General features: G+C 48.4%; 5 protein-coding genes. 1 reads left to right on the forward strand and 4 read right to left on the reverse strand.

Annotation, left to right across the window (positions count from 1 at the left end; all coding sequences use genetic code 11):
- On the forward strand, nucleotides 1-189 hold a 189-nt coding region (locus CAG68_RS22310; RefSeq protein ID WP_237667842.1), incomplete at its 5' end, for a hypothetical protein.
- 449 nt (nucleotides 190-638) lie between these two features.
- Here the strand turns inward: CAG68_RS22310 and CAG68_RS22115 are convergent.
- From CAG68_RS22115 to CAG68_RS04975, 4 genes are all read right to left on the reverse strand, one after another.
- The gene (locus CAG68_RS22115) at nucleotides 639-782 is read right to left on the reverse strand and encodes a hypothetical protein (protein ID WP_020840617.1); all 144 of its coding nucleotides are present in this window, start codon (nucleotides 780-782) and stop codon (nucleotides 639-641) included.
- Nucleotides 782-2,167, reverse strand: coding sequence for a zonular occludens toxin domain-containing protein (locus CAG68_RS04965; protein ID WP_053314086.1), 1,386 nt, complete (start codon nucleotides 2,165-2,167; stop codon nucleotides 782-784). Before CAG68_RS04965 ends, CAG68_RS22115 begins: the two co-directional genes overlap by 1 nt.
- A gap of 4 nt (nucleotides 2,168-2,171) precedes the next feature.
- Nucleotides 2,172-2,516 carry a DUF2523 family protein gene (locus CAG68_RS04970; RefSeq protein ID WP_005477634.1) on the reverse strand — a complete coding sequence of 115 codons (345 nt, stop codon included), beginning with the start codon at nucleotides 2,514-2,516 and terminating at the stop codon, nucleotides 2,172-2,174.
- Between the two features lies 1 nt (nucleotide 2,517).
- The coding region (locus tag CAG68_RS04975; protein ID WP_237667843.1) for a hypothetical protein at nucleotides 2,518-3,847 on the reverse strand (1,330 nt) is incomplete at its 5' end.

Here is a 3,847-nt window from a genome sequence, read left to right on the forward strand (position 1 = left end):
AGGATAGGCAGTGACGGAAAAAAATATGTCGGAATGCTAGGAAACCTCAATAAAAGTAAGAAAGCGACGGACGATTTGACAACCTATCTGAATGAAACGATAAGTAAAATTGAAAATGAATTATTAGGAAAAGAAGATAACTTTGACGAATCCGACACTAATAATGTTGAGCGAATTAGAAAACTTTAATGCTATATCTGTTCATTTTCAATTGAGCATTCTTATTTCGCTTTTTGAGAGGGGGGCGGCACACAAGGTTAGTACTCAGTGGGAATTTACCCCCGTAATACAGATTCGGGGGTTTGACCTCCCGCCGCACGTCGCGCAATCGTCCTAGCCCGTCCTCACTTGCTCCGCGCGTCCGTCGGAGAGAACCCAGAAAAGAAGAATAAGCATTGCTCGACACTCGCAAAGCTTTGATGTTGTGAGTATGCAGCGTTCCGGTAGGTTAACGCGCCTTTGGTGTGGATAGTCTCTGCAAGGCTGGTCTAGCAGGAAGGAGGGCGGCTGCATCCAAGTGGCTTTGGGCTGCTAACCGCGCCGATTAAGTGATGAGGCTAGGTTTTGCTGTGGTGGGCGGCTTGGTGCCTCGTCGTCGCTCCGCAACTCCTTATCCCTGCGGGGCTGGCACCGTGCCTTTAATTGAAGTAGTCGACCAGTTTGCCTAGGAGGTATCTCGCAAGGTCATACACGAGCACCACAATGACTGCGTTCACTATCGAGAGATGATCAAACAGCTCGATGATTTCAACCAGCTGTCCATGCGTTACGTATTCATTCATTAGGTTTCGTCTCCACTAAACAAACCGCCAACGGGTTTGAGTTCAATATCTTGCTCTTGCCGTTGTGCATATTGCTCATACGGCGAACACGTGACATAGAAGTTGGATGCGCCGTGGGACAGCTGGACGAGACAATCGTCCAGATATTCCATCTTGACGCCCAACTTGTTTAGGAATCCGTCATCGAGGTAAGTCACACCGCGCGGTGTGACAACCTCAAAATGCACGTTGACGTGTATCGAGGTGGCTTTGTGCCAACGTTCCACCGCAGAGACATAGATACTTTCTGAGTTCGCCAGTGGGAACCAAGCAGGAACGGTGCCTACGTCATGATAAGACTCATTCCCGCAACCAGAACCCGTACAGCCAGAACCACTAGAACCCATGACAGAACCAGGCGAACCACTTTGACCAGGACGAGCTTGAACTTGCGAAGTCGAAACGCCACCTTGCTGCGAAGTTTGATGAAGCTGCGTTCCTTCCGCAGTTGTCGTCTCAGAATCAGAAACCATACCAATAAGCGCATAAACTAAGTACCCAAATGAAAGCACGACCAGTGCCATAGCTGCTAAGAATTTCGGGTTAAGAAAGATGTTCTTTCCAAGCCCCGACTTGGTGATTTGCCCCGTGACAGTCGAGGCGTAGAGGAGGTGGACATCAAGCGGCACCTTGAGGTTATAAACCACATCGTCTTTGCTTGGTTTGGTGACCGTTCGAGTTGGGTCATGCTCCAAGATGCGCGGTTTCCGGTTGGAAAAGAAGATCCCATCTTTACCCTTATGTTGCTTGGCCAACTCCGCAACACCTTTTAACTCTTTCGGGATTTGGGCAAAGTCAGGCGTGAGCAACACAATGTCCCAGTTGTAGTGCCGGTGCTCCATAAAGGCGTTGTTAAAGTTCTCTGGATAGATGATGCGTCCTTGCTCATCAAAGCGTGTGCGTTGGCAATCGTCTATCTCGCCATTGTCCAAACTGGATGTATCAATCGTTAGCCAACGAGAGTGAAACAGCTCAGAGAATCCCTCCGGTAAGTGGGGCTCAAAGTCAGTGAAAGGGCGCTTGTGTATGTTCGCCATTTTAAAACCTGCATTGACCGAGAAGATTTGCTGACACTCATCAATGAGGATGAACGCCCCAATGGGCGCCCAACAGAAAAAGTATTTCCAAAGCTCGAAGCCTTCAGGATTGCGAGAGCTAATGCGAATGAGCCGAGCCGTATCAGGAAACTTCTCACCAAGGCGTTGTTCAATCACTTCAAGTGGCTGCATGCCATGAATGTTGGTAATGCAAATTCGACCTTCACGCAGTGCAGGCAGTAAGTCAAACCACACGGCGCAAGCCGATTTGTAAGAGCCACCGTGACCGTATCGAAATGAAGTAGCCATTCAATCACCAGTTAAAGAAACGCATAACTAAAGACGTAGCGAACGCATCAAAGATGACACGTAATCCAGAGGTGACGCCGTATTCGGTCAAGATATAACGGACGTCAGAGGGAAGTGCATTAAAGCGGTCTTCGACAAGCGTATAGACGCCATACTCTTCGAGCAGCAGCTGCGCAATCTTGAGTGCGATTTGTATCGAGGCAATCTTGATATCGAGCCATACTGAGATAAGCCACATCGCGCCGTATTCAAACGCGTTCTTTATCCATTCAATCGCCACATCAAAGAAGTCGAGAAAGGTTTGCCCAATGTTGGCAATAAACTCTAATGCTGAGTAGATGTATTCCATGTTATTTACTCCGATTACCAAACAGAACCCAAAGGGCGATTAAGGCACAAATGAACAGCACGACAGGGCGCACGTAGCCCGATACCGCATCAAAACGCTGTAGTCCTGATTCAACGGTTGCGCCTTTGATGTTAAAAGACTTGTCGCTTAATGTGCCGTTGTTGAAGTTGGTGCCGATAGTGATTAAGCCTTTAATATCGTCCACATAGCCTTGAATGGATTCGGCTTTTTCATCTATCGTGGTTTGCAGGTTGGCAAAGTCTTCTGCCGTGAAGATTTCGCCAGTGATAGCGGTGCCCGTAGGTGTGCCAAACTCTGAGCCAGTCAATAGACCCTCAATCGCATTTAAGCTGCTATCGAGTTCGCCCACAGAATCACCAAGCCCTTTTAAATCGTCACGAATGCCAATAGTGGCGTTGGTATTGTTGTTCACCGCCGTAGTGATATCGCCGTTGGCCTGTTGGATGAGCGCCTTGGTGTTGTTATAAATCTTGTTGTCATTGATTTGCTGCTCTTGAATGGCTTGGGTGTTATCGACCAAAGAGCCTTTCACATCAATGACCGCATTGGTGATGTCCGCGTGTGACTGGTTGATATCGACGTTAAGATCATGAATGCCTTTGTTCACATCCACGTTAAGCCCTTTAATGGCAGAAAGGACTGCCGTGTCTGTCGATTCATCCGTGTCAGGATCTTCTACGTCCGGTTTATCATCAACGACACCGGGATTGACCGTGTTGGTTGAATCATCGGGTAGGACACTTGGGTCTTCAATCTCGCCTGTTGGGTCGTCAGGGTCATGGGTTGGGTCTTCTGGCGTATCCGGTGGAATGATTGGCTCGTCTGGCCCATTCACGCCCCAGAAAAGTGTGCCACCTTCACACTGACGTCCAGTGTAAGCAAAGCGCAGAGAGCATTGAGAGTCGGGCGTGTACTGTCCATCAGGAACGCCAGTACAAATAATGGTGGATTCGTTTTTGGTCATTTCGCATCGAGTGGCACCGTAGTCACCGTAACACGCGCCCGTCACCAGTTCGCCGTAGACAGCAGGGTGCCAATACAATTTCACCGTATCGCCAATGGACTGTTTGAACTGACAAGCATCCATGCATGAGCCATCAGGATTCTCTCCATACTCACAAGCAGGAACGATGGGTTCACACGACACGACGTACTCGTCTTCTACTTTTTCATAGTCAGGTGGACATTGAGCTGAATTTTGAAAGAATCCGGCAGCATGATAAAGAGGCCAAGAAGGACTGGTTGTGTGACACATAATATCTACAACGTATTTGCCATGCCTCAAATAACAGGACTTAGTAGAAAAATCC

Origin of the sequence: Vibrio sp. V42_P2S4T144, assembly GCF_009904715.1 — a bacterium.
Taxonomy (GTDB): Bacteria; Pseudomonadota; Gammaproteobacteria; order Enterobacterales; family Vibrionaceae; genus Vibrio; species Vibrio alginolyticus.